This is a genomic window from Novosphingobium sp. 32-60-15, assembly GCF_002280675.1.
Lineage (GTDB): Bacteria > Pseudomonadota > Alphaproteobacteria > Sphingomonadales > Sphingomonadaceae > Novosphingobium.
The window spans coordinates 1-26,200 of record NZ_NCEN01000025.1 but is presented as its reverse complement, the minus strand read 5'-3'; the positions used below and the strand labels follow the sequence as shown (position 1 = coordinate 26,200).

Genomic DNA, 26,200 nt, shown 5'->3' with positions numbered 1-26,200 from the left:
TGCTTGCAGGTGAACGGCCCATGACGAGTCCGTGACAACAAAACAACCGATGTCACGGCACGGACGTTCTCATTTAGCGCGGACTGTGGCACGAATGTGGCGGATGGCTCGCAAACCCCCTTATGATCCGGCAACGCGCCGTGAACCACGTGTGCCAAAGCCGATTGATGCGGCGCGTCTGGATGAAATGGCGCTGGCCTATGTCGCGCGCTTTGCCACCAGTGCGGGCAAGCTGGCCGATTATCTGAAACGCAAATTGCGCGAGCGGGGCTGGGAGGGCGAGGAAGCGCCCGACATTGCGGCACTGGTCGAGCGTTTCGTTCAGGTCGGCTATGTTGATGATGCCAATTATGCACGGTCAAAGGCGCAAGGGTTGTTGCGGCGCGGATATGGTGCGCGGCGGATCGATCAGGCGCTGGGCGCGGCGGGAATTGCCGAGCCGCTGCGCGAGGAATCACGCGGGAATGAGGCAGAGCGCCGCCGCGCCGCAATTGTCATGGCGCGCAAACGGCGGTTCGGACCGTTTGGAGCGGGCGACCGAACAGGCGGAGATAAGGAGGGCAGGACGTTGCGTGAAAAGCAAGTCGCGGCCATGTTGCGCGCAGGACACCCCCTTGATCATGTGCGTCAGGTGGTGAATGCGGTTTCCGAACAGGCATTGGAAGAATGGGTCGATGAAGCAACTGACTAGATTCGCAAGTCTTGCCGCACTTGCGCTGATCGCGGCGTGTTCGCCCGGTGCGGCCGATGCCGGTGCCAAGACGACGCAGGAAAGCGTGGCGGCGGCGGCGGTTCATCCGGTGTCCGGTTTGCCGATTGTTCCGGTAACGATCACGGCTGGTGACAAGAAGCTGGTGTTCCGGTCTGAAGTTGCGCGCACCGCGCCAGAGCAGGCCAAGGGCCTGATGTTCCGCACCGCACTGGCTGATGACGAGGCGATGATCTTTTTGCGCGACCCGCCTGATCGCGCTGCGTTCTGGATGCGCAACACGGTGATCGCGCTGGACATCATATTCGTTGGCCGTGACCACAAGATCATGAACATTGCAGCAAACGCAGTGCCATACGATGAAACGCCGCTGCCCGCCGCGGGGCCGACATTGGCCGTTTTCGAGATTAACGGCGGGCTGGCAGCCAAGCTTGGCATCAAGCCGGGTGACCGGGTCGACTGGTGATCGAAAAAGACGTGAGGCAAAGCGTATCTCTGCGCTTGCCTGCACCCCCTTTGAAAGGCTAAGCGCTGCGCTCATGAGCATCCTCGGCAAGATCTTCACCTGGTGGAATGGTGCCACCGTTACCACCATGCTCGACAGCGCGCTTCGGGGCGAGCAAGTCGGCACTGACGCGCAGGGCAACACGTACCATCGCGCCAAAAAGCCCTTTCCCAAGGGCCATCCCTTTGCCGGACGTGAACGCCGCTGGGTGATTTATAACGGTGCCAATGATGCCAGCCGCGTGCCTGCAGAATGGCATGGCTGGCTGCACGGCAGCTTTGACGGCATTCCTGAAAGCAACTTGCCGCCTGCGCGCATCTGGGAAGTGGATTACACCCCTAACGCCACGGGCACTACTGCGGCTTATCGCCCGCAAGGTGCGCTGGAACGCGGCGGGAAACGTGCCGCTGCGACAGGCGATTACGAAGCCTGGTCACCGGAAGCCTGATGCTTTTTGTTGCACCGTCGGCCGGCCGCGCGCTCGCTTTGGCGGGGCTATTGGTGCTGGCTGGCTGTGGAGGCGAAAAAGAAGGTCCGCCGCCGCCACCCGAAGCGACGCAATCCGGCGCGGCTGTGGCTATGGCTTCAGGAGCGGCAGTTGAAAGCGAATATGGCACGCCGGTCAAAGACCGCGTGGCGACGCTTGGCTTTTTGAACAAGCGCAACAACATTACGCAGGACGTGGTGCTGAAAAGCGGCGAATCACGCCAGATCGGCAATGCCATCGTAAAGCTTGCCTCGTGCGAGAAGACCGCGCCGTGGGAAGATCCGCAAGAGATCGGCGCGTTTGTGCAATTGTTTGTGCAGGAGCGGGCTTCGACCGATGAGCAACTGGCGTGGCGCAAGGTGTTTTCCGGTTGGCTTTTCCGCAACACCCCTTCGCTCAACGTGGTGGAGCACCCGATTTATGATGTGTGGGTGAAGGACTGCGCAATGACGTTCCCCGGCGAAGAAGCGCCAAAAGCCGATGAGCGTAGCGCAGCAAAGCCCGCTGGTAGCCCGAGCGGTGCGGTGGCAGCGTCACCTGCGCCAAATCCGTCAGCCAGCCCTTCGCCAAGTTCATCGGCCAGTGCGCGGGCCGCTGCCAATTCTTCGGGCGAATAGCGCCGCTGGGCGTGTGAAAGCAGCTTCAGGTACTGGCTTTGCGGAATTTCGACCGCACCCAGCGATGACAAGTGGCTGGTGGTAAACTGGCAGTCGAGCAATTCTGCGCCCACTTTTTGCAGGGATGCGACCAGCCATGCCATGGCCACTTTGGACGCGTCGGCTTCACGGCTGAACATCGATTCTCCGCAAAACACCCGCGCAAAACCGACGCCATAAAGGCCGCCAACCAATCGGCCGTCGTGCCAGCATTCGATGGAATGGGCGTGGCCGTGTTCAAACAAGCCTATGTAGCTTTCGCGAATGCGCATGCTGATCCAGCTGTCCTCGGCACCGGGACGCGGGGCGGCGCAGGCATCGATCACGGCTTCGAATGCGGCATTGCACGTGACGGTAAAGCGCCCGCGCCGCAATGTGCGCGCCAGCGATTTGGACATATGGAAGCCGTCCAGCGGCAGAATGGCGCGCATTTTGGGCTCAACCCAGAAGACTTCGGGATCGTCGCGGCTGTCTGCCATCGGGAAAATCCCTGCGCGATAGGCTTTGAGCAGCAGATCGGGCGGAATGGTTTGGGGTTCGTTGCGCGACATAATCTCTAACTTTGTGTTTCGGCTGGTTGCATCCCCCGCGTCAACCCTCTAAGGCGCCTTCCGAGCACAGGAGCGTAGCTCAGTTGGTAGAGCATCGGTCTCCAAAACCGAGGGCCGTGGGTTCGAGTCCCTCCGCTCCTGCCACTCGCTAAAGCAGCGGGTTATCAGGCAGAAATGAAAAGCGGGGCGGCGCGCGTAAAGCGTACCGCCCCGAGTCGCGTCTCTTGCGTCTGGTTCGCTTGAGATCGCGCTTAAACTAACCCGTGAACGGGGTTAATGCCAACTGCATTTTGCGGTGTTAATTATGCTCTCCGATCCGCCGGTTTACGCCACTCTTGCCAAGTTGGCGCTGCGCGACTAAATACAGACCACTCCGACATCGGAAAATCGCCAGCCCCTCCCGGACTTGTCCGGGGCGGCGATGACCCCTAGGCGGAACAGATGAGTTTCACATCCGGCATATGCCGCAGTTTGTAAGGCGTTTAGCAATGGCCAAGACCAGCCCCGGCGAGTTCTTCAATCAGGTGAAGGCAGAAGCGCGCAAGGTCGTCTGGCCCACCCGTCAGGAAACCACGACCACCGCGATTTTCGTCGGCATCATGATGCTGATCCTGGCGGTGTTCTTCCTTGGCATCGATTCGCTTTTCGGCATGACCGTTCAGTTCCTGCTGTCGCTGGCTTGATCATCCTTCGGGATTGATCGCAGCTTTTAGAAATTCCCAGGACCAAAGAGAGACATATGGCCCGCTGGTACATCATTCACGCTTATTCCGGCTTCGAAAACAAGGTTCGCGACGCGATCCTTTCCGAAGCCGAACGCATTGGCCTTTCGCAATTGGTTGAAGCGGTGGAAGTTCCCACCGAGACGATCACCGAGGTCAAGCGTGGCAAGAAGGTTCAGGTCGAACGCAAGTTCATGCCGGGCTATGTTCTGGCCAAGCTGGCGATGAATGACGACATCTATCACCTCGTCAAGAACACGCCAAAGGTGACCGGTTTCCTTGGCACCAACAGCAAGCCGCAGCCAATTTCCGACAAGGAAGCTGCGCGCTACTTTGGTGCGCGCGACCAGGCCGCTGCCGAACCGCGCAAAAGCGTTGTGGTCGATTACGAAATCGGCGATTCGGTCAAGGTCAACGCGGGACCGTTCGCTTCGTTCAACGGCATTGTCGAGGAACTGGACTTCGACAAGAGCCGCGTGAAGGTGTCGGTGTCGATCTTTGGCCGCGCCACTCCGGTGGAATTGGCGTTCGAAGAAGTCGAACTGGTCCGCTAAAAACGGCATTCCGGTTGCATTTGCGCGCTGATGCCGTTATCGGCGCGCCTCTTCTGCGGCGAATCTCGTCTGTAGAAAACCGTGCGGGAGCCTTGGATGCAAGTCCAAGGCGTTGACCGCTCACTCTGAAGCGCAGCGAAACCTTGCGCTAACAGGAAGAAAGGAGGCCCCTCGTGGCCAAGAAAATTGAAGGCTATATCAAGCTTCAGGTGAAGGCTGGTGAAGCCAAGCCTGCACCGCCAATCGGTCCTGCGCTGGGTCAGCGCGGCGTGAACATCATGGAATTCTGCAAGCAGTTCAACGCTGCAACGCAAGAAGTTGAGAAGGGTACGCCGCTTCCAACCGTGATCACCGTCTATGCCGACCGTTCGTTCACGTTCGTCACCAAGACCCCGCCAGCCACGTTCTTCATCAAGAAGGCCGTCGGCATCCAGTCGGGTTCGAAGACACCGGGCAAGGCTTCGGCCGGCACGATCACGCGCGCACAATTGTCGGACATCGCACAGGCCAAGATGAAGGACCTGAACGCGAACGACATCGACGCCGCAACGAAGATCATTGAAGGCTCCGCTCGCGCGATGGGCCTCACCGTGGTGGAGGGCTGATCACATGACCCTGAGCAAGAAGCAGAAGTCGCTGACCGAAAAGCTGGGCGACAACATGAAGCTTTACGCGGTTGATGACGCGATCAAGCTGTTGAAGGACCTCAAGAGCGCCAAGTTCGACGAGAGCCTTGAAGTTTCGCTGAACCTTGGTGTTGATCCACGCCACGCTGACCAGATGGTTCGCGGCATGGTGACCCTGCCTTCGGGCACGGGCAAGGACGTCAAGGTTGCCGTGTTCGCCCGTGGCGACAAGGCCGAAGCAGCGCTTGCTGCCGGTGCTGACAAGGTCGGTGCCGAAGATCTGCTGGAAGACATGCAGGCCGGTAACCTTGATTACGGCCGCGTGATCGCAACGCCAGACATGATGGGCATTGTTGGCCGTCTGGGTAAGGTTCTGGGTCCTAAGGGCCTGATGCCAAACCCGAAGCTGGGCACCGTGACGCCAAACGTCGCCGATGCGGTCAAGGCAGCCAAGAGCGGCCAGATCGAATTCCGCGTTGAAAAGGCCGGCATCATTCATGGCGGCATTGGCAAGCTTTCGTTCTCGGACGATGCACTGCGCGCCAACTTCGACGCGTTCGTTGATGCCATCGTCAAGGCAAAGCCAGCTGGCGCCAAGGGCAAGTACCTGCGCAAGATCGGCCTTTCGTCATCGATGGGCCCCGGCCTGAAGGTTGACGTTTCGCAAGTTCAGGGCGGCTGATTAAGCCACTTGAGTTTTGAAAAGCGGGCCGGGAGGGGAAACCTTCCCGGCCTGTTTTTTGTGCTCCCGATATTGGTTGCAGCAGTCTAGGGACAGGGCATGACCGAAAACGAAGCGCCGCAAAACCCTGTAACGATTGCCCGCCTGCAAGTGGAAGCGGTGATTCCGCCCGAAAAACGCGGCCCCGGCTGGGACCGGCACTGGCGCGAGCTTGAGCATTATGCCGAAGCGGCGATGGACTGGACGGTTAACCCGCGGCCTTGAGGTTCGCGCGGGTGTAGCATTCAATAACGAGGCTGATCGCGCTGCCATCTGCAATGCGCAGCACGGCGCGATGGGAAAGCACGGTGCCTTTGGGACATTCGTTTGTCCGCCCGCGTTGCGCCGCCAGCCTTTCGCGCCGGAAGCCGAGCGAGGTGACCACTTTGCCAAACGGTGTGTCCGTGGTTTCGAGCGTGTGGTTCATATCCGGCGTCAACCGCGCGGGGACGTACCAATTGTGAGCAACTGACAGCACCGTATTGCCGCAAGCCAGGCGGACGTGGCGATAGGCGACATGGGTTGCATCGGGCACGCCCAAGGTAGCCAGTACCGCAGGTGTCGGGGTGAACTTTGCAGCCCGGTCCGCCAGAGCGCGGATGACCGATGGTTGCGCGATGTTACGGGCTTCGCACCACTGGGCAAGCGCGGCAGTGGCGCTGTCATTGGCCGCCAGCACAGATTCAAAGCGCGGCAAATTGGTGTTGCTGCAGCCTGACAGGCCCACCATCGCCAAAAGGATAATCCCGCGCATCAGGGGGTGGGGAGTGGCACTGCGTCGGGCAGGCGGCGCGCCGTGATGATCTTTACCGGCTGGGCCAGCATCTGTCCCCGCATGAAGCCTTCGCCTTCGGTTTCGGAAATGGGTGCGGCAAAGATGGCTTTGACCACGTCCATGCCTTCGATCACCTGGCCGAATGCGGCATAGCCTGCCTTGGCTTCGGGATCAGCCGAATCAGGCTGGGCATCAAGGCCGGGTTGGTCCGATACCATGATCGAAAAGTCGCCCGTTGCGGTGCCGGGGGCATAGCGCGCCATCGAAAGCGTGCCCGCTTTGTGCGAGATACCGGTGATGTTGGTCGGTTCATGTGGCACAGGCGGCAGATTGCGCTTGGGATCGTTGCGCGTGCCCGCCTGTATCAGGCCGTTGGGCTGTTCACCCCATTTGAGGTGCATGGCGCGATAGAACACCGTGCCGTCAAAGCGCTTTGTTTCGGCATAGCGCACGAAGTTGGTGGCGCTGGCAGGGGCGCGTTTCACATCAACTTCCACCACGATCGGGCCAAGGTCTGTCGTCAGGGCAATCCGCACTTTGTCCGGCAGCGGCGCTGTCGACGGCTTGGTATAGGCAGGCACTGCCGCGCGAGGTGCAGGCGGGCGCTTCTTTACTGGGGCTGCACCAATCAGCAGGACGGCCAGTGGAGCGAGCAGGACCAGGCGACGGGCGAGCATAGGATCAGATCCCGCCGGTCACGGGCAAGCGGCCAATTGCGGTGAGGCCTTCTTCCAGTGCGTGAGCGCAAGCTTTCAGGTATTCATCGCTGACCGAGCGGATGACGAAATTTGCGCCGGTCCGGCCTTCGCGGAAGAAGGGGTAGCTGCCGATCTGGCATTCATCGAAGGCCTTTTCGGTTTCACGCAGCAGATCGGCAATCTCGCTTTCGGCCACCCAGCAGCCGACCGTGGTGGAAAGCAGGGGCAAACCGCCTTCCAATTGGCCGGTCAAGCCATCGAGCATTTGCGCGGTAATGCCGGGCACGCCTGCCATCAGATAGACGTTGCCGGCCTTGATGCCGGGAGCGCCCGATACCCGGTTTTCGATCAAGTCCGCGCCTTCCGGCACTCGCGCCATGCGCAAGCGGGCATCGTTCAACCCGCCGCGTGTTTCGTAATAGCTTTCAAGGATTGCCCGCGCCTTGGGGTGGATGACAACGTCTACGCCGAGCGCTTGTGCCACCGCATCAACCGTGATGTCATCATGCGTGGGGCCGATGCCGCCGGTGGTGAACAGGTAATCATTGCGGGCGCGCAGCGTGTTTACCGCCTCGACAATAGCGTCCATCACATCGGGCACCACGCGCACTTCGCGCAGGCGGATACCCTGTATGCCAAGCCACGAGGCGACTTGGGCGATGTTTTTGTCCTGCGTGCGGCCGGACAGGATTTCGTCACCAACCACGATCAAAGCGGCGGTCCAGATGCGGGTGTTATCGGTCATGGGGCATAGCTTAGAGCAAGGCATGCCTTGGCAAAAGCGCTATTGCGCAGTTTCGAACTGCTCCTTCGGGCGAGCGGCTGTGCGCGGCTGGCCGAATTGCAGCACGCCGTCGTCCAGCGGGTCGCTTTGCATCCATGCCTTGTCACGGATGTAGTCCTGATTGAGCCGCCAGCGCATATCGGTGGCGCTCTTGGGCAGGAGGTGGCGCGCGCGTTCGATATAACCCGATGAAAAGTCGTAGATATTATCTTCATCAAGGTGATGGTTGGGCGCGAGTTTGGGCACGGCGATCTGCGTGCCATCGGCCTTCATCTTGTTCAGAATGTCGCAGATAAACCGCGCGTTGATATCGGCGCGCAAGGTCCACGAAGCGTTGAGATAGCCGAACACTGCCGCCAGATTGGGCACGTTCGAGAACATCGCGCCCTTGTAGTAATAATGATCCGCGAAATCGAGCGGGCTGCCATCGGCGCTGAGTGCGATCTTGCCCGCCATTACCATTTTGAGGCCGGTCGCGGTGATGATCACATCGGCATCAAGGTGCTTGCCCGATCTCAGCTTTATGCCGGTGGCGTCGAACCGATCGATATGGTCCGTGACGATGCTGGCCTTGCCAGCGTTGATGGCGGTGAACAGATCGCCATCGGGCACGAGGCACAAGCGCTGGTCCCACGGATCGTAGGGTGGGGTGAAAGTCTTGGCATCGTACTTGTCACCCAGCGCTTGCTTGATGCGTTTGGTCAGGAAATCTTTGACCTGCTGCGGTTTGGTTCGCGCGCGTTTGAACACCATGTTCTGGATGCGCACGTTCTTGAAGCGCGTGATTTTGTAGGCCAGCTCTTCGGGCAGGATCTTGCGCAGGAAGTTGGCGATGGCGTCTTTGGCGGGGCGGATGCCGTACCATGTGGGCGTGCGTTGCAGCATCGTCACATGCGCGGCCTTGTCTGCCATTGATGGGACAATAGTCACCGCCGTTGCGCCCGATCCGATGACGACAACGCGCTTTCCGGTGTAATCGAAGTTTTCGGGCCAGAACTGGGGGTGGATGACCTCGCCCTTGAAGTCTTCGCGCCCGGCAAATTCGGCTTCGAACGGCTTGTCGTAATCGTAATAGCCCGATCCGAGGTAGAGCCAGCGCGCAGTGACGCGCGAGCGTTGGCCATCGGCGCTTTCAAGCGATGCGATCCACATGGCTGATGCGCTGTCGAAATCGGCGCTGATGACCTTGCTGTCAAAGCGGATGTGGCGGCGGATATCGCGTTCATCGACAATGCGGTTCAGGTAATCGAGAATGGCAGGGCCGTCGGCGATGGATTTTTCGTGCCGCCATGGCTCAAATTCAAAGCCCAGCGTGTGCATGTCGGAATCGGAACGCACGCCGGGGTAGCGGAACAAGTCCCACGTGCCGCCAATTTGCGCCCGGCGTTCGACAATGGCAAAGCTGTGATCGGGGCAGAGCATTTTCATATGCGCGGCCATGCCGATCCCGGAAATCCCGGCACCAACGATGAGAACGTCAACGTCTGGCGTGGCGGTGACCGGCTGCTGGACGCCCAAATCTTCTCTCCCGTTTTTATTTACAGTGATGTTAGCATGTCTTTGCGTGATTGCGAGTCTGTTTGGTCTTTGCCACTAGAGCATGATGAGCCTTATCGCAGCACGCCGTTACACCCAGGGAACCGCCCAACAAGCGTCGCTTGTCATTGATGGCAAGCCGGTGCCGGAATTGCCGCTGGACACATATGACTGGGTCGGGCTGTACGAACCGTCCGTGGCCGAGATGGAACTGGTGCGCCAGCAATATGGCTTGCACCCGCTGGCCGTGGAAGATGCGTTGAACCCGCGCCAATTGCCCAAAGTCGAAGTCTATGGAAAGACGCTGTTTATTGTAGCGCGGACCGCCGACCTGAAGCTTGGCGAAGATATTGCTTACGGGCAAACTGCCTTCTTTGTCGGGCCGGGGTACTTGATCAGCGTCCGGTTCGGCAGCCTGCGGGCGCACACCAGCTTGCGGCAAGCCTTGGAGACAAAGGCTGACCGTCTGGCTGAAGGGCCGGATTATGTGCTGCATGCGGTGCTGGATTTCATCGTCGATGGATATCTGCCGTTGCTCGATTCCCTCGATAACGTGGCGCAACAGATGGAAGAGGCCGCGATTGACGTGTTTCCCGAACAATCGGTGATCCGCCGCATTTTCCGCCTGCGCCGCCAGTTGCGCCGGTTTGAACGGGTGATCGGGCCGATGGAGGAAATGGTGGAGCGGTTGGTGATAGCGGACCTGCCCTGCATTGATCCGGGGGCGCGCATCTGGTTCCGTGATGTGCTGGACCACGTCCGGCGGGCGATGGCGCGGATGCGCAGTTTGAAAGAGACGCTGGCCGCGATCGTGGAAACCGCAAGCCTGCTGGAGCAGCACCGGCAGGGCGAGATGACGCGAGCTTTGGCTGCCTGGGCGGCAATCCTTGCCGTGCCCACAGCGATTGCCGGGATTTATGGTATGAACTTTGAGTACTTGCCTGAACTGCGCTGGCGTTACGGCTACTTTGCAGTGTTGGGCGTGATCACGACGATTTGTGGTGGGTTGTGGTTGCGGTTCCGCAGTATCGGTTGGCTGTAAAAGCTATGCTCCGCTGGTGAAATGCGCTGCGGGCGGGGGTGGTTTGCGGAACAACGGCACGCGTTTGAGCCATAATTTCAGCGCTTCCCAGTGAATGCCTGCGGTTACCTTGAGCGTGACCAGCGGGAAGGCGAGGGCGGCGCGCAGCAGCGTGGCATCGGTCAGGTCTTCGCGGCGGGCAGTGTGAATGGCAGACAGGACCGGGCCATGGCCATCGGACACCATGATGCCAATCGCCAAACGCTTTCCCGGTGGCACGACGCGGAAGGCGTAGTTCATGTCCATCGGCAGGAACGGTGAAACGTGGAAGCGTTTGGCGCTGGTATGGCGGACCTCTTGTGCATCAGGCCCTACCGCCATGACATAGTTGTGCCGTTCTCCGAACGTGTTTGACACTTCATAGATGATGGCGCGCAAGGCGCCGTCGCGGCTGTGGCAAAACCATGTGCTGAGCGGGTTGAACGCATAGCCGAGTACGCGCGGCATCGTCAGCAGGTGGATCGTCCCGCCATCGGGCACAATGCCTGCACCTTCTAACAAGCTTTCAACATGAGCGCGCAATGGGGTGCTGTCGCCCGCGCCGTAATCACGATCATGGAAGGCGAAAAGGCTGAAGCGGTTGTGCGCGAACAAGCGCAAAGACTTTGCCAACTGATCAAGCCGGTCAATGTCGACCAGCACATGCAGCACGCGATAACGCAAGGTGTGGGCGCGCGGGCGCAAGCGCCGGTGGAGCACATGGCCCCGATAGAGCGCGCCCGCCCCGTTCACGCCATTTCCAGAGTGCGCGCGTGATGGGTTACATGGATGCGGCCGGATTCCTCCGCGACTTGCCACGGACGGCGCAGCCCGCCCAACTGCTCGGCCACGGCAAGGCCTGCCTGCAAGCCATCTTCGTGGAAGCCTGCGCCAAACCAAGCGCCGCAAAACCACGTCCGCCGCCGCCCTTGCAAGGACCACAAGCGCGGCTGGGCAAGGCCTGCTGCGGCATCGAAGACGGGGTGATCATAAAATTCGCGGCGATGGACCAGCGCGGGATCGGGGGCGACCAACGGGTTCAGCGTGACGAACAGGTCCTTCTGCGGCGGTAAGTGCTGTAGCCGGTTCATCCAGTACGTTACCGAAAGCTGATGCTGCGAGGCCGCGCGTTCCGCTGCATAATTCCATGCCGACCACACCTTGCGGCGGCGTGGCATCAATGCAGGGTCGGAATGGAGCACGGCCTCGTTGCGGCGATAAGGGAATGCGCCCAGCAATTCGCGTTCCTCCGCATCGGCATCGGTGAGCATTGCCAGGGCCTGATCGGCATGGGCGGCGATGACCACATGATCAAACCGTTCCCACCCGCGCCCTGCGTCAAGCTCGACACCATCGGGCAAGCGCCGGACTTTGCGCACGGGCGAGGACAAGCGGATACCATCGGCAAAAGGCGCGCTGATGCGCTTTACGTATTCTCGGCTGCCGCCAGAAACAGTGCTCCACACCGGACGTTCGCGGAACTGGAGGAGTCCGTGGTTTTCGAAGAAGCGGATGAAGGCCGCGGCGGGGTGATGCGGAATATCGGCAACCGGCGTGGACCAGATTGCAGCAGCCATCGGATAAAGGTGATCATCGCGAAACGCTGGCCCGCAGCCAAGGCCATCAAGGTATGCGCCGAGGCCTTGTTGGCCAAGTCCCGGCAGATCGCGCGGGGCGGATTTATAGAACCGGACCAGATCGCGCAGCATGGACCAGAAGCGCGGGGATACAAGGTTGCGCTTTTGCGCGAACAGACCGCGCAGATCGCCGGAATATTCAAGTTTCCCATGATCCAGCGAAACTGCAAAACTCATGATCGTTTCGCGCGTCGGCACGTCCAGATGGCGAAGTAATGCGGTGAGGTTGGGGTACGTGCGTTCGTTGAATACGATGAATCCGGTATCGACCGGAACGCCTTGCGCCTCAACCGTGTTGCTGTGCCCGCCAAGCCGGTCTGCGGCTTCAAACAGCGTGATGCGGTGGCCCTTTGCCAGCAACCACGCGGCAGAAAGACCGGAAATTCCGCTTCCCACCACGGCAATATCAAGCGCGCGCTCGCCGCTCATCAACACACGATCCCCTTCCGCCCGGCCAACATGGCCTGTGCGTTCCTACCGTTCGGATAGACTTTGTAGACCGCTCCCGAGAGAGCAGCTTGACACATGTCACGGGCTTATCGCTAGATCAGATTTATGAGCTTTCTAAGTCTTGCCACAGCGCTGGTTGAGCGTTTGCCGCTGCCCGATGCCCTTACGCGGGCAGGCGTGACGTTTATGTGCAACCAGCGCTTGGCTGCGCTGCGGCGTGAACAGCCATCAGATGCAGGTTTTGCCGCATGGATGGCGCGCCGTGCCGTGGCTGAACATACCGATGCAGCCAACGAACAGCACTATGAATTGCCGCCGCGATTCTTTGAATTAAGCCTTGGGCCGAACGCCAAGTATTCGTGCTGTCTTTATCCCACCGGCACCGAAACGCTGGAACAGGCAGAACTGTCGGCGCTTGAGGCGACGGTAGAGCATGCCGCGCTGGCCGATGGGCAGGACATTCTGGAACTGGGTTGCGGCTGGGGTTCGCTGAGCCTGTTCATGGCGGCACGTTATCCCGACGCGCGGATTACCGCAGTGTCCAATTCACGCCCGCAAGGCGACCATATCCGCGCCAAGGCAGCAGCGCGCGGTTTGCATAACCTGACAGTGATCACCGCAGATATGAACGAATTTCAACCCCAAGGCCGGTTTGATCGCGTCGTATCGGTCGAAATGTTTGAGCATATGGCCAATTGGCGCGAATTGCTGGGCCGGATGCGTGGCTGGATAAGGCCTGATGGCCACATGTTTTTGCATGTGTTCAGCCATGCCCGCTATCCCTACCGCTTTGATACGGCGGACAAATCCAGCTGGATCGCGCAGTACTTTTTTACCGGCGGGATCATGCCCAGCCAAGCCTTGATCCGCGAATTTGCCGACCTTTTCGAAGTGGAAGAGGAATGGCGGTGGGAGGGCACGCATTATGAACGGACCGCGCTGGACTGGCTGGCGTTGTTTGATGCCAATGTGGCCGAAATTGAACCGGTTTTGCGTGCTGTCTACGGCACAGATACGGCGCTGTGGATGCGGCGGTGGCGCTTGTTCTACCTCGCCACGGCGGGCTTGTTTGGCAACAGCGGCGGCAAGGAATGGGGCGTCAGCCATTGGAGGCTGAAGCCTGTTCATGCCTAGCTGGTGTGCGTTCTGGAGCTGCTGCCGGAATGTTCGATCCTATTCTTAATGGCAGGTCTTTGGCTGCGTTCTAAGCAATTGTACGGATGGGCTTTGCTTAACAAGTGATACCAGCGCTAACTAAAGAGTAAGGCCGTACAATTTTTACAGGCAGGCCATGCTCAAGCGCGTATCAACCAGCGACGTCGAACTCGGCATGTTCATCCATAAACTGGAGGGCAGCTGGTTCAGTCATCCCTTTTGGAAGAGCAAGTTCCTTCTCGATGATCCAGATATGCTGGCGTCGCTGCGCGAAAGCGACGTGGACGGGGTGATCATCGATATATCGCGCGGCAATGACGTGGTGGAACGGCAGCAACGCACTTTGGCCAGAGCAGCAAGTGCGCCGGTTGCGGTGCAGCCCGCGCCCATCGCCCGCCCGACATTTGTCCGGCCGCCAACCGTGATGCCGATGGCGCGCGAATTTGGCCGGGCAAAACGCACCATGGGCGATGCGCTGCGGGTGGTGAACAAGACGTTCCTTGAGGCACGGCTTGGCAAGACTGTGAATGCAAAGGATGTTGAACCGGTAATCGATGCGATTTACGCGTCGGTGCAGCGCAACCTTTATGCGTTCAATGGCCTGCTGCGCTGCCAGAACGGCAGCGAATTTATCTACCGCCATTCGCTTGCCGTCAGCGCGCTGATGATCGCGATGGCGCGTCATATGAAGTTTGATCCGCTTGATATCCGCGATGCCGGCATGACCGGGCTATTGATGGATATTGGCGTGGGGCAATTGCCGGTCGATCTTTCGGCAGTCGGCTCTGACTATGCCCAATTGCCAGCAGAGCTGAAAGACCAGCACGTTTTGCTGGGCTGTTCGTTCCTCAAGGCAGCCGGAGACATTCCCGAACCTGTGGTGAATGCCGTATTGCAGCACCATGAACGACTGGATGGCAGCGGCTATCCCCAGGGCTTGTCAGGTCAGGCTATTGCCAGGCTGAGCCGGATGGCCGCGATTTGCGATGCGTATGACACGCTGGCATCGGCGTCAGCGGCCGGTGCAGGGCTCGATCCGGCAGAGGCCATCCGCATCTTGCGCGCCCAGCCTGAAAAGTTTGATGCGGCGCTGCTTGAAAAGCTGGTTGAAACCATCGGCGTCTATCCGGTCGGCGCATTCGTGCGGATGCGGTCAAACCGCTTGGCAATGGTGGTTGATGAAGATCCATCCGATCCATCATCGCCCACCGTGCGCACATTCTGGTCAATCGAACTGGGCAAGCGTTTGAAGGGCAAGACGATCATGCTGGCGCAATGCTTTGGCGAAGATGCCATTGAAGGCGTTGCGGACATGAGCGGTTTTGACCCGTCCGAGTTGGACAAGTTGCGCGAATCCCTGTTGGCCGCATCCTGCCGCGAAATGGCCTAGTTTACGAGTACGCCGTAAAGGTCATGCGCATCGGCATCTTCGATCAACACTTGCGCGAAGTCACCGGCTTTCAAGCTTGCCGGCACATCGCGCAAGTAAACCGCACCGTCGATTTCGGGCGCATCGGCCTGTGACCGCGCGGTTGCGCCGATGTCGCCATCTTCATCAGGTTCGCCCACTTCATCGATGATGACCGGAATGGTGCGTCCGATTTTTGCCGCCAGTTTGGCCGCGCTGATTGCCTCGGTCTTTTCCATCAGGCGGGCATAACGCTCTTCCTTGATCGCTTCGGGCACCTGATCGGGCAGATCGTTGGCGGCGGCACCGGCGACAGGTTCAAACCGGAAGGCGCCGACGCGGTCCAATTGCGCTTCTTCCAGCCATTCCAGCAGATACTCAAAATCGGCCTGCGTTTCACCGGGGAAGCCGACGACGAAGCTGGAGCGGATTGCGATGTCGGGGCAGATGGCGCGCCATGATTTGATCCGGTCAAGCACTTTGGCCTCATTCGCGGGGCGCTTCATTGCGCGCAGCACATTCGGGCTGGCGTGCTGGAACGGGATGTCCAGATAGGGCGTGACAAGCCCTTCGGCCATCAACGGAATCACCGCATCTACATGGGGGTAGGGGTAGACGTAGTGCAAGCGGACCCAAGGTGTTTCGCCTTCAGGCGTGCGCAATTTGCCCAGTTCGCGCGCCAGATCGGTCATATGCGTGCGGACGGGATTGCCCTTCCACATGCGCTCTTCATGCCGCACATCGACGCCATAGGCCGACGTATCGCGGCTGGCCAGTTTGCCGCGCAGTGACGGAATGATGCAGAACGCGCAGGCGTGATTGCAGCCTTCGGAAATCTTGAGATAGCTGTAATGGCGCGGGGTCAGCTTCACATCGCCGGGTTCGGCCTGGGGAATCAGGTCGATGTATGGCCCCATGCTGGGCGGGGCGGCTTCGTGCACGGCCTCAACGACTGCTTCGTACTGGTGCGCGCCCGTCACCGCCAGCACTTGCGGGAAGCGCGCGCGGATGGCGTCCGCTTCGTTGCCCATGCAGCCGGTCACAATGACGCGACCGTTTTCGGCGATGGCTTCACCAATCGCGGCAAGGCTTTCTTCCTTGGCAGAATCAAGGAAACCGCAAGTGTTGACCAGCACCACATCGGCGCCCGCGTAATCCGCACTCATCGCATAGCCATCGGCGCGCAGCCGGGTAAGAATCCGTTCCGAATCAACGAGGGCCTTGGGACAGCCGAGGCTGACCATGCCGACTTTGGGGGCATCGGGGATTTCGCGCGGGGGAAGTTGAGTTGCCATAATCCGGCGGCCCATAAGGCAAAATTGCCCTCGCGTCACGTACAGCCTGAGGTGTGGTCTCCGGCGATTGCCAAGCGGCGTTCACGCGCGTAGCAAGTTGTTCTGCGGGGCGCGGAAGAAAGAACACTATGGGTCCGGTCAACTGGCTTGCCGTCTTGATTGCTGTTATCGCTGCACTGGTCGTATCGGCGGCGTGGTATGGTCCGATGTTTGGCCGTGCGCGGCTTGAAGAAGTAGGGCCGGGTAATCTTGGCATTCGCCGTTCGCCTGCGCGCACAGCAGTAATCACGGCGGCATTGCTGTTCGTGTCGTCCACGATGATGGGTCACATGTTTGCCCGCGTCGGGACTGACACGCTTGCGGTGAAGTGGTGGCTCTATTTCATGATGTCAGGCGGCCTTGCCGTGGCCTTTGTGATCCCGTCCTTGTGGATCAGTTATACCCAGCAACGGTGCAGTGCACGGTTGGCGCTGATTGATGGCGGCTATTGGCTGGTGGCCTATCTCGCGATGGGCTTGGCGTTTTTGCTGGTTGGTTAGGTTTGCGTCGGCACGATTTCGACGATGACATCGCCAGCTTGCAATTCACGCGCGGCATCATCCCAAAAGCCGATGGCCTTGCCCTTGCGATAGATACGCAAACCGCGCCCGCTGCTGCTGAGTGCGGCGAGCGACTTGCCGATTTCGTCAACCTGCACATCGCGCTCAACCAGTTGGACGCGCCCTTCGATAGAGGCAAGGTCGGTCAGATAATCCGCCACGTGCGTGCCATGCGCTGAACCTGCCATCAATAATCCGGTAAAGCGCACGGGATTGATCACCGTGCTGGCCCCTGCCTGCCGTGCCAGCCCTTCGTTATCGACAGCGCGCACCACGGTGCTGATCGGCACGCCGGGGGCAAGATGGCGGGCGGTCAGCGTTATCAGGATCGATGTATCATCGCGGCCGGCCGAGATGAGCACGGCGCAAGCGCTGCCGATGCGGACATCCAGCAGCGTGGCATCGCGCGTGGCATCAGCGGCCATTACGCTGCAGCCCAATGCGGCGGCAATGGCAAGGCGGCCCTCATTCGGGTCAAGCACGACGATCCGCCCCGGATCGGTGCCACGCGCGATCAATTCCGCGACAGCTTCCGAGCCGGAAACGCCAAAGCCCAGCACAACGATGTGATCGGTCAGGTTCTGTTGAATCTGCGCCATGCGCCACCTTTCCCAGCTTCGCTTGATTATGAAATTGTAGGCTGTGCCGACAAAGATGAAGAGAACGGCAATGCGGATCGGTGTGACGATTACCGCTTCGATCAGGCGGGCACGGTCACTGACGGGGGCGATATCACCAAACCCTGTCGTGGTGATCGAAATCATCGTGAAATAGACAACGTCGAGAAAGCTGATGGCGCCATCATGCGTGTCATTAAGGCCATCACGATCAAACCAATGGACCATGACAACAAACATGATGAGCGCGAAGGCCGCGCCCAGTCTGAGGCTTAGGTCAGCCCAGACCGGCACTTTCAAGGCGCGGCGCAGCACGTTTACCGGATCACGCCCGCTTGCGCCCTTGCGCCGCAGCCCGTGCAGATCCAGCCGCATTACAATCGCGACGGCAAATAGAGTTCCGGGTTGCGCGGCACGTTGTTGCGGCGCAGTTCAAAGTGGACAGTCGGCCGCTTGACCTCGCCACTTTTGCCAACCAGTGCAATGCGTTCGCGCGCGGTGACCACCTGGCCTTCCTTTACCGTCATCGAGCCTAGATAGGCATAGGCGGTGACAAAGCCGTTGCCGTGATCGATCAGGATCAATTGGCCAAAGCGTTCTGGTTCATTTCCGGCGTAAATCACCGTGCCTGCCGCTGCAGCGCGCACTTTGGTGCCGTAAAGCGCGGCAAGGTCGATGCCGTTTGACGGGATGCCCCCGCGCAAATCACCAAAACGTGAGACGATAGCCCCCTCGGTCGGCCATTGCATGCGCGGTGCATCAGATTCACGCGGGGCCAATGGCGGGCGGGGCGATGGCGCTGGCCGGGGGGAGGGTGCAGCGCGCGGCGTGGGCTTTGCCACGGGGACAGCACGTTGGGTGACAGGTTCGGGACGGCGCAACACTTGCCCGACGCGAATGAGATAGGGGCTGGGAATGCCGTTGGCTGCGCCGAGGTCTGCCATTTCAACGCCCCATCGCCGCGCGATGGAGGCAAATGTATCGCCAGGTTCAACCGTGTAGCTCCACGCCACAATAGGCCCGCGCGCGCTTTGCTCTGCGGCCAGCGGCGCGGCCAACACAAGCAACAAAGCTGCGACGAGCCGCCCCGTCAAGACGGAGGGGCCAAGCGGGTCAGGCCGCCCATGTAGGCATGCAGCACTTCTGGTACGTCCACCGATCCGTCCTCTTGCTGGTAGTTTTCCAGAACTGCCACCAGTGTGCGGCCCACGGCAAGCCCCGAACCGTTAAGAGTATGAACGAATTCGGTGCTTTTGGCACCATCCGGGCGATAGCGGGTGTTCATCCGTCGTGCCTGAAAGTCACCGCAGTTGGAACACGATGAGATTTCGCGATAGGCTGCTTGTCCGGGCAGCCAAACTTCGAGATCATAAGTCTTGCGCGCGGTGAAGCCCATGTCGCCCGTGCACAGCAACACCTTGCGATAGGGCAGGCCCAGCGCTTGTAACACGCCTTCGGCGCATTGCGTCATCCGCTCATGTTCGGCCTCGGATTCCTCGGGCCGCACGATCGAGACAAGTTCAACCTTTTCAAACTGGTGCTGGCGGATAAAGCCACGCGTATCGCGCCCGGCAGAGCCCGCCTCGGAACGGAAGCACGGCGTCAGCGCCGTCATCCGCAAGGGCAGGGCGGCATCGGCAAGGATCTGGCCTTGCACCGCGTTGGTCAGGCTTACCTCGGCAGTGGGAATCATCCAGCGGCCATCGGTGGTCTTGAACAAATCCTCGGCAAATTTGGGCAATTGGCCCGTGCCGAACACCGCTTCGTCTTTCACCAAAAGCGGCGGGATGCATTCAAGATAGCCGTTTTCGCCGGTCTGCCGGTCGAGCATGAATTGCGCCAGCGCGCGGTGCAGGCGGGCCATGCCGCCCTTCAGAAAGGTGAAGCGCGCGCCTGAAATCAAGGCGCCAGTTTCAAAATCAAGGCCAAGTGCCGGGCCAAGATCAGCGTGCTCCTTGGGGGCAAAAGCAAACTCGCGCGGGGTTCCCCAGCGGCTAACCTCGACGTTGTCAGCTTCATCGGCACCTTGCGGCACACCGGCGGCGGGCAAGTTCGGCCACGCTGCCAGCGCTGCATTCTGTTCAGCGGTCAGGCGGCGTTCGTCTTCCTCAAGCGCGGGCAATTCGGTTTTCAGCGTTGCGACTTCGGCCTTCAGTGCCTCTGCCGCGTCCTTGTCACCTTTGCCCATGGCTGCACCGATAGCCTTTGAGGCTTCGTTGCGCCGTGCCTGCACTTCTTGCATCCGCGTCGCAATGTCGCGGCGCTGGGCGTCGATGGCGAGGATGGTTTGTGCCACCGGATCAACCCCGCGCAAGGCAAGGGCTGTGTCAAAGGCTTCGGGGTTTTCGCGGATCAGGCGGATATCATGCATGCGCGGGCTATGCCGTCTTGATCCGCGCTAGGCAAGCAGGGCGGTTACCGATTGTGCCGGTTTTGCGCCGGTAACCGTGCGCGATTACGCCCTCATAAAGAGATTGCGGCCATTGCCAGTAAACAGCAGCCGCTTCTCAGATAATGACCGGTCAGAACTCTGACCAGTCATTATCAAGCGCAAGGTTCCCGCTGACCGGAGCCGCGCGAACCGGCGCAGGGCGTGGTATTGGTGCTGCACTTTTTGCCGAAATGGGCGTTGCAATGGGGGCACGGCGCGCAGGCGCATTGAACGTGGCCTGTGGACGTTCGCCGCCGATCCTGAAGCTGGCAAAGGCGCTGGAAAGCTGGCCAGCTTCCTGCGTCAGGTTCTTGGTTGCAGCGTTGGTTTCTTCCACCATCGCGGCGTTCTGCTGGGTCATCTGGTCCATTGCGCCGATGGCCAGATTGATCTTGCGCAGCGCTACGCTTTGCTCGCCTGCCGTCTCGGCGATGGTCGAGATCGAGGCTGTCACAGTACCCACGCGGCTGATGATCGTCTGTAGCGCAGAGCCGGTTTCGTTGACCAGCGACACGCCTGAACGGACATGGCTGCTCACCGCTTCCACGCGCTGCTTGATCGCATTGGCCGCCTCGGTGGCGCGCAAGGCAAGCGCGCGCACTTCGGATGCCACGACGGCAAAGCCCTTGCCCGCTTCACCGGCGCGTGCCGCTTCCACGCCAGCGTTAAGCGCCAGAAGGTTGGTCTGGAAGGCGATGCCGTCAATCATTGTGGTGATATCGGAAATCTCGGCGCTGGCCCGCGCTACATTGTCCATCGCTTCAATGGCCTTGCTGACGACCATGCCACCGCTTTCAGCCTCTCCGCGTGCCTGAACCATCGATCCGCTCACTTCGGCGGCGATCTTGGCGTAATCTTCGATCTGCGTGGTCAGATGATCCATCGCCGATGAAGATGACTGGAGGCTGGCAGCCTGCTGCTCGCTGCGATTGGCAAGGTCGGTCGTGGCCTGCTGGATTTCGCCAGAGGTCAGGTTGATGGCCAGAATGCTGTCCTGCACGAGACCCATCGCCTGACACAATCGCTCCATGGCTTCGTTGAAATCGTGCGCCACGCTCTGGAATGCGGGCGGAACGTCGGTCAGGCGCACCGAAAGATCGGCATTGGCAACCGCGTGCAGGTTTGCACCGATCTTGGCCATCGCATTGCAGCATCGCGGAATACCATGACCGCCTGCGCCATAGAGCCGAGTTCGTCGCTGCGGTTGGTGCCGGGGATGACGGTTTCGTTCTGGCCTTTGGCCAGCGCGGACATAGTCCGGGTAAGGTCGGCAATCGGCGTCGCGATGGAGTGCGAAAGCTTGCGCGACAGGACCAAAGCCATGCCGATCAGCAGGGCCGCGCCGATACCAAGCGCGATCCATGCGAACATCATCGCATTTTCCTGCCGCGCGGTTTCTGCGGTGATGGCTTCGTGCTGGGCATCGCGTACTGTGCGCAGCGGCAGGACCGCATCGCTGACCAGCACCGCTTTGCCGGCATCGCGTATAGCCTGTTGCGCGGCATCGCGTTGGCCTGAACGTACTACTTCGATATATTTATCACCCCAGTTTTCTCGCCATTTCAGCGTCTCGGCGCGCGATTCGCGCACCAATTCCTGCAGGGCCGGGTCGGTTAACCGGGTTTCAAGTGCAGCCGAGGTTTTGTCGTAATCATCGCGGCCTTCATAATAGGATTTCAGATAGCTCTGATCTCCTGTCACGAGGAACCCGCGCATCTGGCTGTTTTGACGCAACAAGGCCGTTTCCAGCGTCAGCACATCGGCCAAGACCGCCTGGCTTTCAGAATTGCGCGAAGAGACGCTGGAGATCATCGCGAGGCTTATGCCAAACACGATCATCATCACCGCTGCGGTGACATTGAGCGCCACGAACGAAAGGCCAAGCCTGCGTGGGATGTTCATGCGATCAAACACAGATTGGGTGTCCTAGAATTGGGTAGAGCGACCCGTCCCCCGGGGGGAAGGAGACGGGCCACAAGGGGATCAGAAAGAATAGCGCAGCGAAGCAGTGACCGTGCGGCCGTTCATGACTTGCGCATTGGTAAGCCCGCCCGCCGGGATTGCTGCCGACGCGAGTTGCACGATGGCCAACTTGTCAAACACGTTGAAGGCGTTGACGCCAACCGTCACCCGTTCAACCGGGCGATACTGCAAGAACGGGCTGACCAGCACATAACCCGGCTGTTTCAGGATATTGCTATCCTGCGCATAGCTGCTGGTCGTGCCGTTCAGGACCGTGCCCAGCGTGAACTGGCCAAGATCCACTTGCGGGCGTGCCTGGAACGAGAAGGTCGGAATGTGGCGTGGACGGTTGCCATTCAGCGTCGGATCACTGCGGTCCTTGTCGATTTGCGCCTTGGTCCATGTCGCACCCAGTGTGAGGGCGAAGGGACCTTCGCGAAGTTCACCTTCGAACTCGACGCCCTTGGCGCTGTAGGTCCGGTCAATTTCGATTACTACGACCTGCCCGTTGGCATCGGCGCCGATCTGGAAGTTGCGTTCACCCGTCGATGCCCAAAAGCCGGTCACATAGGCGGTCAGACCATCCATGCGGAATTTCACTCCGGCTTCAGCCTGCTTGACGATCCCGAAGGCCGTCGATGGATCGACCAACGCGCCCGTTGCAGGATTAAGCGACCCAGCACCCAGAATGCGCTCGGCATTGGCGCGGCCGCCACGGCTGTAACGGGCAAAGACCGAAAGTGGCTCTGCGATACGGTAATTCACGCCTGCCGAATAGGACACGTAGTCATAATCGTAGTCGACATTGGCAGGCTGGCCCAGTGGTAGGATTGCTACCTTGGTTTCGGCAACAGACGTTTCGCCATCACGGTTGAGGTCGAGCGCGGTTTCGCCGACGCGGCCCCCGCCATAGCTGGCGGACAGAAGGTTGCCTGAAACGCTGCCACGATCCCAGCGAATGCTTGCGCCCACCGCCAGTTTACCAATCTGATAATTGACCGAGCCGTACGGTGCCAGGATGTTGTACTGCAAGTCATAGCGCGTGTGGTAGGTTGGCAACGGAATGGCAAAGCCAAAGCCATAGGCATACATCCCGCCATCGGTTAGGGGCGTGCCGCCAGCGCTTGTCAGGTTAACCGGCGCATTGCGCCCGCCGCCTGCCAGATCGTTGATCGAATTGGCAAAGTTCCAATACATGTCGATTGATTGTGCGGCGTTGTAAAGTCCGGCGGTCGTCGTCAACTTGCCATCGCCCACGGCCCATACGCGGCTGGCGCGCAAGTCGTTGGTTACGTTGTCCATCTTGTTCAAACGGGCGTTCACGCGGATTGAAAAGGCCAGCAGACGGCCATCGTTGATCGCTTGGCCAGCAGATGGCCCGCCCGCATAGGAAAGGGTAGCGCCGGGGCCACCAAACAATCCGGCGACGACCGGAGCCGGGGCTGTCACCATCGGGATGGTTTCGTTGTATTCGCCGCTGATATCGGCAAAGCGGAAGCGGTTGCTGACGGTAAACCCTGCGACATCGAACTGCGCTTCCAGACCGACCGAACGGTTGATCCCGCGCAGGCCATTGCGGCCATCGAATGTTGTCGGGTTGTTGTTCTGGTCAACGCCCAGATACTGCGCGGTCAATGGCGATTCATAGGCATCGCGGCGAATGTCGTTGCCCGGCAGATCGCTGACGATTGGGGCATCGTTTGTGCCGGTCAATGCAATCGGGAACAGCGAATAGTTTGGCTGCCTGTCGTCCATGTACTTGGCGTAGACACGAATATAGCCATCGGCGAATTGCTTGGTGACGTTGCCCTTGATCTGGCCTCCGCGGAAGCCGTCGAAACCGATCCGGCGCGGGCCTTCGCCCTGACGGTAGAAGCCGCCAACGTGAAAGCGCCAGCCATCGCCCAACGGGCTGCCGTAAGCAAAGTCGAGCCGTTTCAGATCGTGGCCGATCCCGCTTGAAACCTGCACCAGCCCGGCCTCGGTTTCACCGGTGCGCGAAATGAAATTGATCACACCTCCCGGCGAATTCGAGGCAAAAGTCGATGCCGAACCGCCACGGATGGCTTGTACTTGTGAAAGCGTAAGGTCAGCGCGCAGGAACTGGTCGGACGAGGCGAAATGGACATCGCCAAATTCCATTACGGGAAGGCCATCTTCCTGCAATTGCAGAAATTTTGAACCGTCCGCCGAGAGCGGAAGCCCGCGAACCGTGATTGCAGAAAAGCCGTCAACATCGGACGTTTCGGCACGGATGCCTGGGATGTTCTGAATGATGCCTGCAACCGAACTGACTGATAGCTTGGCCAAATCCGCCTCGTCGATCACGCTGGCCGAAATTGCGGTGTCAAGCAAGTCGCGCCCCTTGGCCACGCCTGTGCTGAATGCCTTCTTTGCCGGTGTTGCTGGTGCTCCGGCATCGGATGTGCCGCTTTGCGGTGCAGGCGCTTCTTCAGCGGCCGATGCAGTGTGATGCATTGTAGTAGCAAGCAAGGTAGCGGCAAGAAGTGAAGTTTTACGCATTGATGTCCTCATGTTCGGAACCTTGTTTTAAGGCTTCGAACATCACCAATAGAGCGCGGGGCTTAACCCACATCTTGTTTACCTATATGTAAAATTACCCAATTTTACGGCGATTTTCATCACCTTGTCGCTATCATAGGGAATTTCCCTTAGGCTTCATTGGCGCGCTATTTGGCATGTGCGCTTACGAATGATTTTCACGGTCGTGTTCCCGGTTTATCCCTGTGAAAGTCACTCCCTGTTTATGCCTGCACCTCTGCTTGTGTCCTCACCTGTCACAACGCCCGATGTTTCCTTAACTGTGTCTTCAGCAGGGCGTTCACCGGCTTTTCCCGGCCTTGGTCTTGCGGCTGAAGCAGAAGGCCGGGCCGAGGCGCAGTTGCGGATCGAGGCGGCAAAGGCGCGGGCTTTTGGCAAAACAATTGTTGCCGCCGTGCTGGAAAGCCTGGCCCGCGTGCTGCCATGCGCACCACGCATGCGCGCCTGTATTGAAGGCTGGCCGGGCGATCTTGCGGGCGCAGGCGTGATCTTTCGCATCAATGCCGGCTTGCATGCATTGGCACGCTCTGGCCGCCACGCTGGCTTGCAACATATCTACCGCGCGGCCGAAGGGGGAGACTTTCCTGAAGTGGCGCGGCTAGATGCTGCGCTGATCGATGTGCTGGAGCGAAATACTTTCGATCTGCTTCAATGGATGGCAGGCCCTACGCAAACCAACGAAGTTGCGCGCGTCGCAGGGTTCGTTGCGGCATTGCTTGAACTCAACGCTCTTGCGCCGCACCCGTGCGAACTTCTGGAACTTGGTACCAGCGCCGGTCTTAATCTTAATCTTGCCCGCTATGGCTGTCATTTTGGAAGCATGATAAGCGGCGATGAACATAGCGCAGTGCAAATTGCGCCACGTTGGCAAGGGCGGGTCCCGCCATGCGCTCCGCTGGTGGTGGAACGCGCCGTGGGCGTTGATCTGAGCCCGCTTGATATAAGCGATAACCGCGATTGTGAGCGGCTGCATGCCTATATCTGGGCAGGAGAGCGCGACCGTAGCGAACGACTGCGCGCTGCCATCGGCATTGCGCGTGACTATCCCCCGCAAGTTGATACCGGCCATGCCAGCCATTGGCTTGCGCGGCAGATGGCATGCCCGCAGCGTGAGGGCACACGCCGCGTGGTGATGCATTCGATGGTTCTGCAATACATGTCCGACGTGGAACGCGCTGCGGTTGACGCAGCGCTTGTCTTTGCCGCTGCAGCAGCCACGCCATCGCGGCCGCTCGCAAGGATCGGTATGGAATGGAGCGCGGATCGCAGTGCGGTGGAACTGCGCATTACGTCGTGGGACGGCGGACCGACCTCTGGCCGCACCGTGGTTGCAGCGCAGTGCCACCCTTATGCGGAATGGTTCGAATGGTACGGTCTGACAGGCACGTAAGGGCGGCTAAGCGGTAGGTTATGCCACTTGCCGCCCGCTGTCGGCTTAGAACGAGAACTTGATCGTTCCGCCGAAGGTGCGTGGATCGCCGACCTGGCCCGCGACAAGGCCGGTGTTGCCGCCGGTGCCAGCCAGCAGGAGTTCGATGTAGTTCTGGTCGAATGCGTTGCGCACCCAGCCGAATACATCGAAGCGATCGGTGCGGAAGCCTGCGCGGAAGTTGTGGATCGAATAGCCATCGACGTTGGTATAGATCGACGGCGACGGGTTGGATGACCAGCTTGAACGGTAGCTGGCATCATAGCCGAGG

27 protein-coding genes, 1 tRNA gene and 2 pseudogenes are annotated in these 26,200 nt (G+C 59.8%); 15 read left to right on the top strand and 15 right to left on the bottom strand.

Annotated features, from left to right (window positions below; translation table 11 throughout):
* The first annotated feature begins 103 nt into the window (after positions 1 to 103).
* The 4 genes and pseudogenes from B7Y89_RS15440 to B7Y89_RS15425 all read left to right on the top strand — a co-directional run.
* Positions 104 to 691, top strand: coding sequence for a RecX family transcriptional regulator (locus B7Y89_RS15440; protein WP_292939431.1), 588 nt, complete (start codon positions 104 to 106; stop codon positions 689 to 691).
* The gene (locus tag B7Y89_RS15435) at positions 675 to 1,175 is read left to right on the top strand and encodes a DUF192 domain-containing protein (RefSeq protein ID WP_292939429.1); all 501 of its coding nucleotides are present in this window, start codon (positions 675 to 677) and stop codon (positions 1,173 to 1,175) included. The genes B7Y89_RS15440 and B7Y89_RS15435 overlap by 17 nt, the downstream gene beginning before the upstream one ends.
* Positions 1,176 to 1,248: 73 nt before the next feature.
* Positions 1,249 to 1,662: an NADH:ubiquinone oxidoreductase subunit NDUFA12 gene (locus tag B7Y89_RS15430; protein WP_292939427.1), complete on the top strand. Its 414-nt coding sequence runs from the start codon at positions 1,249 to 1,251 to the stop codon at positions 1,660 to 1,662.
* Positions 1,662 to 2,084, top strand: a pseudogene (locus B7Y89_RS15425) (DUF2155 domain-containing protein); the annotation flags it as partial. The gene B7Y89_RS15430 and the pseudogene B7Y89_RS15425, both read left to right, overlap by 1 nt.
* Before the next feature lie 35 nt (positions 2,085 to 2,119).
* Here the strand turns inward: B7Y89_RS15425 and aat are convergent.
* Positions 2,120 to 2,908, bottom strand: a complete 789-nt coding sequence (aat, locus tag B7Y89_RS15420) for a leucyl/phenylalanyl-tRNA--protein transferase (RefSeq protein WP_292939425.1) — start codon at positions 2,906 to 2,908, stop codon at positions 2,120 to 2,122.
* Between the two features lie 68 nt (positions 2,909 to 2,976).
* Here aat and B7Y89_RS15415 point away from each other — a divergent pair.
* The 6 genes from B7Y89_RS15415 (at position 2,977) to B7Y89_RS15390 (ending at position 5,756) form a co-directional block, all read left to right on the top strand.
* Positions 2,977 to 3,052, top strand: a tRNA-Trp gene (locus B7Y89_RS15415).
* 344 nt (positions 3,053 to 3,396) lie between these two features.
* Positions 3,397 to 3,591 (top strand): preprotein translocase subunit SecE, encoded by a 195-nt coding sequence (secE, locus tag B7Y89_RS15410; RefSeq protein ID WP_292939423.1) that lies wholly within the window; start codon positions 3,397 to 3,399, stop codon positions 3,589 to 3,591.
* Positions 3,592 to 3,647: 56 nt separating this feature from the next.
* Positions 3,648 to 4,184, top strand: a complete 537-nt coding sequence (gene nusG / locus B7Y89_RS15405; RefSeq protein ID WP_054107821.1) for a transcription termination/antitermination protein NusG — start codon at positions 3,648 to 3,650, stop codon at positions 4,182 to 4,184.
* A gap of 173 nt (positions 4,185 to 4,357) precedes the next feature.
* Positions 4,358 to 4,789: a 50S ribosomal protein L11 gene (gene rplK, locus B7Y89_RS15400; RefSeq protein WP_054107820.1), complete on the top strand. Its 432-nt coding sequence runs from the start codon at positions 4,358 to 4,360 to the stop codon at positions 4,787 to 4,789.
* A 4-nt stretch (positions 4,790 to 4,793) separates the two neighbouring features.
* Entirely contained in the window at positions 4,794 to 5,492 is a 699-nt protein-coding gene (gene rplA / locus B7Y89_RS15395; protein ID WP_292939418.1) for a 50S ribosomal protein L1, read from the top strand.
* A 99-nt stretch (positions 5,493 to 5,591) separates the two neighbouring features.
* Positions 5,592 to 5,756 carry a hypothetical protein gene (locus B7Y89_RS15390; protein WP_292939416.1) on the top strand — a complete coding sequence of 55 codons (165 nt, stop codon included), beginning with the start codon at positions 5,592 to 5,594 and terminating at the stop codon, positions 5,754 to 5,756.
* Here the strand turns inward: B7Y89_RS15390 and B7Y89_RS15385 are convergent.
* Genes B7Y89_RS15385 through B7Y89_RS15370 form a run of 4 tightly spaced genes read right to left on the bottom strand, consistent with a single transcriptional unit; the run spans position 5,740 to position 9,306 of the window.
* On the bottom strand, positions 5,740 to 6,285 hold the full coding sequence (locus B7Y89_RS15385; protein ID WP_292939414.1) for a hypothetical protein: 546 nt from the start codon (positions 6,283 to 6,285) through the stop codon (positions 5,740 to 5,742). The genes B7Y89_RS15390 and B7Y89_RS15385 overlap by 17 nt on opposite strands.
* Positions 6,285 to 6,983 (bottom strand): peptidylprolyl isomerase, encoded by a 699-nt coding sequence (locus tag B7Y89_RS15380; RefSeq protein ID WP_292939412.1) that lies wholly within the window; start codon positions 6,981 to 6,983, stop codon positions 6,285 to 6,287. Before B7Y89_RS15380 ends, B7Y89_RS15385 begins: the two co-directional genes overlap by 1 nt.
* Before the next feature lie 4 nt (positions 6,984 to 6,987).
* A complete protein-coding gene (locus B7Y89_RS15375; RefSeq protein WP_292939410.1) occupies positions 6,988 to 7,749 on the bottom strand; it encodes a molybdopterin-binding protein in 762 nt (253 codons plus the stop codon).
* Between the two features lie 39 nt (positions 7,750 to 7,788).
* Positions 7,789 to 9,306: an NAD(P)/FAD-dependent oxidoreductase gene (locus B7Y89_RS15370; RefSeq protein WP_292939408.1), complete on the bottom strand. Its 1,518-nt coding sequence runs from the start codon at positions 9,304 to 9,306 to the stop codon at positions 7,789 to 7,791.
* A gap of 82 nt (positions 9,307 to 9,388) precedes the next feature.
* Between B7Y89_RS15370 and B7Y89_RS15365 the strand changes: the two genes are divergently transcribed.
* Entirely contained in the window at positions 9,389 to 10,366 is a 978-nt protein-coding gene (locus B7Y89_RS15365) for a magnesium and cobalt transport protein CorA (protein ID WP_366416325.1), read from the top strand.
* A gap of 3 nt (positions 10,367 to 10,369) precedes the next feature.
* Here the strand turns inward: B7Y89_RS15365 and B7Y89_RS15360 are convergent, their stop codons facing one another.
* Complete coding sequence (locus tag B7Y89_RS15360) at positions 10,370 to 11,137, bottom strand: DUF1365 domain-containing protein (RefSeq protein ID WP_292939406.1); 768 nt, start codon at positions 11,135 to 11,137, stop codon at positions 10,370 to 10,372.
* The gene (locus B7Y89_RS15355) at positions 11,134 to 12,450 is read right to left on the bottom strand and encodes an NAD(P)/FAD-dependent oxidoreductase (protein ID WP_292939404.1); all 1,317 of its coding nucleotides are present in this window, start codon (positions 12,448 to 12,450) and stop codon (positions 11,134 to 11,136) included. Before B7Y89_RS15355 ends, B7Y89_RS15360 begins: the two co-directional genes overlap by 4 nt.
* A gap of 126 nt (positions 12,451 to 12,576) precedes the next feature.
* Here B7Y89_RS15355 and B7Y89_RS15350 point away from each other — a divergent pair, with 126 nt between their 5' ends.
* Both B7Y89_RS15350 and B7Y89_RS15345 read left to right on the top strand, forming a co-directional pair.
* The gene (locus B7Y89_RS15350; protein WP_292939402.1) at positions 12,577 to 13,605 is read left to right on the top strand and encodes a cyclopropane-fatty-acyl-phospholipid synthase family protein; all 1,029 of its coding nucleotides are present in this window, start codon (positions 12,577 to 12,579) and stop codon (positions 13,603 to 13,605) included.
* 157 nt (positions 13,606 to 13,762) lie between these two features.
* Entirely contained in the window at positions 13,763 to 15,016 is a 1,254-nt protein-coding gene (locus tag B7Y89_RS15345) for a DUF3391 domain-containing protein (protein WP_292939400.1), read from the top strand.
* Here the strand turns inward: B7Y89_RS15345 and B7Y89_RS15340 are convergent.
* Positions 15,013 to 16,344: a radical SAM protein gene (locus tag B7Y89_RS15340; protein ID WP_292939398.1), complete on the bottom strand. Its 1,332-nt coding sequence runs from the start codon at positions 16,342 to 16,344 to the stop codon at positions 15,013 to 15,015. The two genes, B7Y89_RS15345 and B7Y89_RS15340, sit on opposite strands and share 4 nt — an antisense overlap.
* Positions 16,345 to 16,457: 113 nt before the next feature.
* Between B7Y89_RS15340 and B7Y89_RS15335 the strand changes: the two genes are divergently transcribed.
* Positions 16,458 to 16,868 (top strand): DUF1761 domain-containing protein, encoded by a 411-nt coding sequence (locus B7Y89_RS15335; RefSeq protein ID WP_292939396.1) that lies wholly within the window; start codon positions 16,458 to 16,460, stop codon positions 16,866 to 16,868.
* On the opposite strand, the gene B7Y89_RS15330 is transcribed toward B7Y89_RS15335, so the two are convergent.
* From B7Y89_RS15330 to B7Y89_RS15305, 6 genes are all read right to left on the bottom strand, one after another.
* Positions 16,865 to 17,920 (bottom strand): potassium channel family protein, encoded by a 1,056-nt coding sequence (locus B7Y89_RS15330; protein ID WP_292939394.1) that lies wholly within the window; start codon positions 17,918 to 17,920, stop codon positions 16,865 to 16,867. The genes B7Y89_RS15335 and B7Y89_RS15330 overlap by 4 nt on opposite strands.
* Positions 17,920 to 18,606 carry a M23 family metallopeptidase gene (locus tag B7Y89_RS15325; RefSeq protein ID WP_292939462.1) on the bottom strand — a complete coding sequence of 229 codons (687 nt, stop codon included), beginning with the start codon at positions 18,604 to 18,606 and terminating at the stop codon, positions 17,920 to 17,922. The genes B7Y89_RS15330 and B7Y89_RS15325 overlap by 1 nt, the downstream gene beginning before the upstream one ends.
* A gap of 29 nt (positions 18,607 to 18,635) precedes the next feature.
* Positions 18,636 to 19,916, bottom strand: a complete 1,281-nt coding sequence (gene serS, locus B7Y89_RS15320; RefSeq protein ID WP_292939392.1) for a serine--tRNA ligase — start codon at positions 19,914 to 19,916, stop codon at positions 18,636 to 18,638.
* Between the two features lie 151 nt (positions 19,917 to 20,067).
* A complete protein-coding gene (locus tag B7Y89_RS15315) occupies positions 20,068 to 21,117 on the bottom strand; it encodes a methyl-accepting chemotaxis protein (RefSeq protein ID WP_292939390.1) in 1,050 nt (349 codons plus the stop codon).
* Entirely contained in the window at positions 21,057 to 21,878 is an 822-nt protein-coding gene (locus B7Y89_RS15310; protein WP_292939388.1) for a CHASE3 domain-containing protein, read from the bottom strand. Before B7Y89_RS15310 ends, B7Y89_RS15315 begins: the two co-directional genes overlap by 61 nt.
* An 81-nt stretch (positions 21,879 to 21,959) precedes the next feature.
* On the bottom strand, positions 21,960 to 24,416 hold the full coding sequence (locus B7Y89_RS15305; protein WP_292939386.1) for a TonB-dependent receptor: 2,457 nt from the start codon (positions 24,414 to 24,416) through the stop codon (positions 21,960 to 21,962).
* A 307-nt stretch (positions 24,417 to 24,723) separates the two neighbouring features.
* On the opposite strand from B7Y89_RS15305, the gene B7Y89_RS15300 reads away from it, so the two are divergent.
* Positions 24,724 to 25,890 (top strand): DUF2332 family protein, encoded by a 1,167-nt coding sequence (locus tag B7Y89_RS15300; protein ID WP_292939384.1) that lies wholly within the window; start codon positions 24,724 to 24,726, stop codon positions 25,888 to 25,890.
* Positions 25,891 to 25,935: 45 nt separating this feature from the next.
* Here the strand turns inward: B7Y89_RS15300 and B7Y89_RS15295 are convergent.
* Positions 25,936 to 26,200 (bottom strand): annotated as a pseudogene (locus B7Y89_RS15295) (TonB-dependent receptor); the annotation flags it as partial.

Excerpts from the sequence above, each read along its gene's own strand:
- B7Y89_RS15305 (WP_292939386.1), bottom strand. The coding sequence starts at position 24,416 with ATGCATCACACTGCATCGGCCGCTGAAGAAGCGCCTGCACCGCAAAGC.
- B7Y89_RS15350 (WP_292939402.1), top strand. The coding sequence starts at position 12,577 with ATGAGCTTTCTAAGTCTTGCCACAGCGCTGGTTGAGCGTTTGCCGCTG.
- B7Y89_RS15310 (WP_292939388.1), bottom strand. The coding sequence starts at position 21,878 with ATGAACATCCCACGCAGGCTTGGCCTTTCGTTCGTGGCGCTCAATGTC.
- B7Y89_RS15430 (WP_292939427.1), top strand. The coding sequence starts at position 1,249 with ATGAGCATCCTCGGCAAGATCTTCACCTGGTGGAATGGTGCCACCGTT.
- B7Y89_RS15365 (WP_366416325.1), top strand. The coding sequence starts at position 9,389 with ATGATGAGCCTTATCGCAGCACGCCGTTACACCCAGGGAACCGCCCAA.
- secE (WP_292939423.1), top strand. The coding sequence starts at position 3,397 with ATGGCCAAGACCAGCCCCGGCGAGTTCTTCAATCAGGTGAAGGCAGAA.
- B7Y89_RS15375 (WP_292939410.1), bottom strand. The coding sequence starts at position 7,749 with ATGACCGATAACACCCGCATCTGGACCGCCGCTTTGATCGTGGTTGGT.
- B7Y89_RS15330 (WP_292939394.1), bottom strand. The coding sequence starts at position 17,920 with ATGCGGCTGGATCTGCACGGGCTGCGGCGCAAGGGCGCAAGCGGGCGT.
- B7Y89_RS15340 (WP_292939398.1), bottom strand. The coding sequence starts at position 16,344 with ATGGGCCGCCGGATTATGGCAACTCAACTTCCCCCGCGCGAAATCCCC.
- B7Y89_RS15435 (WP_292939429.1), top strand. The coding sequence starts at position 675 with ATGAAGCAACTGACTAGATTCGCAAGTCTTGCCGCACTTGCGCTGATC.
- B7Y89_RS15355 (WP_292939404.1), bottom strand. The coding sequence starts at position 12,450 with ATGAGCGGCGAGCGCGCGCTTGATATTGCCGTGGTGGGAAGCGGAATT.
- B7Y89_RS15380 (WP_292939412.1), bottom strand. The coding sequence starts at position 6,983 with ATGCTCGCCCGTCGCCTGGTCCTGCTCGCTCCACTGGCCGTCCTGCTG.
- serS (WP_292939392.1), bottom strand. The coding sequence starts at position 19,916 with ATGCATGATATCCGCCTGATCCGCGAAAACCCCGAAGCCTTTGACACA.
- B7Y89_RS15335 (WP_292939396.1), top strand. The coding sequence starts at position 16,458 with ATGGGTCCGGTCAACTGGCTTGCCGTCTTGATTGCTGTTATCGCTGCA.
- rplA (WP_292939418.1), top strand. The coding sequence starts at position 4,794 with ATGACCCTGAGCAAGAAGCAGAAGTCGCTGACCGAAAAGCTGGGCGAC.
- nusG (WP_054107821.1), top strand. The coding sequence starts at position 3,648 with ATGGCCCGCTGGTACATCATTCACGCTTATTCCGGCTTCGAAAACAAG.
- B7Y89_RS15345 (WP_292939400.1), top strand. The coding sequence starts at position 13,763 with ATGCTCAAGCGCGTATCAACCAGCGACGTCGAACTCGGCATGTTCATC.
- B7Y89_RS15385 (WP_292939414.1), bottom strand. The coding sequence starts at position 6,285 with ATGCGCGGGATTATCCTTTTGGCGATGGTGGGCCTGTCAGGCTGCAGC.
- B7Y89_RS15315 (WP_292939390.1), bottom strand. The coding sequence starts at position 21,117 with ATGGCCAAGATCGGTGCAAACCTGCACGCGGTTGCCAATGCCGATCTT.
- B7Y89_RS15440 (WP_292939431.1), top strand. The coding sequence starts at position 104 with ATGGCTCGCAAACCCCCTTATGATCCGGCAACGCGCCGTGAACCACGT.
- B7Y89_RS15390 (WP_292939416.1), top strand. The coding sequence starts at position 5,592 with ATGACCGAAAACGAAGCGCCGCAAAACCCTGTAACGATTGCCCGCCTG.
- aat (WP_292939425.1), bottom strand. The coding sequence starts at position 2,908 with ATGTCGCGCAACGAACCCCAAACCATTCCGCCCGATCTGCTGCTCAAA.